The sequence below is a fragment of the Microbacterium sp. 71-23 genome, assembly GCF_001897265.1.
Classification (GTDB): domain Bacteria; phylum Actinomycetota; class Actinomycetes; order Actinomycetales; family Microbacteriaceae; genus Microbacterium; species Microbacterium ginsengisoli.
In genome coordinates this window covers 1-1,242 of record NZ_MKSL01000007.1, presented here as the reverse complement: position 1 = coordinate 1,242, position 1,242 = coordinate 1, and the positions used below count along the sequence as shown (strand labels likewise).

At 74.8% G+C, this 1,242-nt stretch carries 2 protein-coding genes; both read right to left on the bottom strand.

Annotated features, from left to right (window positions below):
- Positions 1 to 314: YhgE/Pip domain-containing protein (locus tag BGO15_RS00095; RefSeq protein ID WP_502689134.1), on the bottom strand; the 314-nt coding region annotated here is incomplete at its 3' end.
- Positions 311 to 1,242 (bottom strand): hypothetical protein (locus BGO15_RS00090; protein WP_286746449.1); only part of this gene is annotated, 932 nt, incomplete at its 5' end. The genes BGO15_RS00095 and BGO15_RS00090, both read right to left, overlap by 4 nt.

Sequence of the window (1,242 nt, the reverse complement as noted above, 5' to 3'; positions counted from 1 at the left end):
CCCGCCTGCAGCGCCGCCTCGGCGCCCTTGGCGGTCATGCGCCGCCAGTCGAACGCCTTGCCCTCGAGGAGTTCGTCGGCCACGCGATCGCCGTAGTTCGTAGCCGCGGAGTCGTCGGATGCGGCGACCCCCTCGTCGTCCACGACGAGCGCGACGGGCACCTCGCTGAACTTGCCATAGGGGTCCTGGTTCGCCCACAGGTAGAGGCCGCCGTAGAGGATCGGCACCAGCACGAGTGCGATCAGGGCGATGACGGACATGCGGGTCGCGGTCAGGCGCCGCAGCTCGGCGGCGATCATGGCGGGGATCTTCATCGGTCGCCCTCCGGCTCGTCACGGTCGTCGGGTTCGGGGGTGGGGTCCGGGTCGGCGGACTCGGGAATGGGGTCGTGCTCGCCGGAGCGGGCGGGTGCGGGGTCGGTAGTGGGGGCGGGTGCAGGCTCGGGTGCAGGCTCGGCGGCGGATGCCGGTGCGGATCCGTCCCGCGCTGCGGGGTCCGCGGCGACATCACCCGCAGTTGCGGTTGCGGGCTCGGCCTCGGAGTCGTCGACGAGGTCGGAATCGAGGGCGGCGGGCGTCTCGCCCCCCGACCCCGCGACGAGATCGTCGAGCTCCTCAGCCGCGGTGCCGGTGCCGGCCGCGGCATCCGCCCGCGGCGCCCGTCCCTCCAGCACGATCGCGGCCGCCTCGCCCGCGACGACGAGCATCGCGAAGCCGCGGTCGGCGAACGACTCGGCGAGCTCCCACCACTCGGCGGGGTGCCCGCCGTGGCGGTCGGGCGAGACCAGCACCATGCCCTCGACGCCCGGGCGCAGCGCCGTCAGCCCCAGCAGGAGTGCGACGCGCTCGCGGGGTGAGACGTCGGCGACGGGCGTGCGGGCGATCGCGCCGAAGCCCTCCGCCTCCAGCCACCGGCGTGCGGAGACCGGGTTCGACGGGCGACCCGCGAACATCAGCTCCTCGGCGACCATCCCCGCGACCGTCACGTTCGGGGCGGGATCGCACACGTCGGGCGCGTCCACGAGCGCGACGGCGCGACGGAGGGTCGCGGCATCCGCTCGCCCGTCGATCGTGACGGTGCCGGCATCGGGCGCCATCCGTCCCGACGCGATGAGGCCGAGCACGGTGGGTCGTTGCTCGGTCTCGGCGAGGGCGAGGCGGGCCTCGCCGGAGGCGTAGGCGAGCGAGGTCGGGGGGAGCGCCTCGTCGCGGCGACCCTTCGCGACGTCGGTCAGTCGGATGC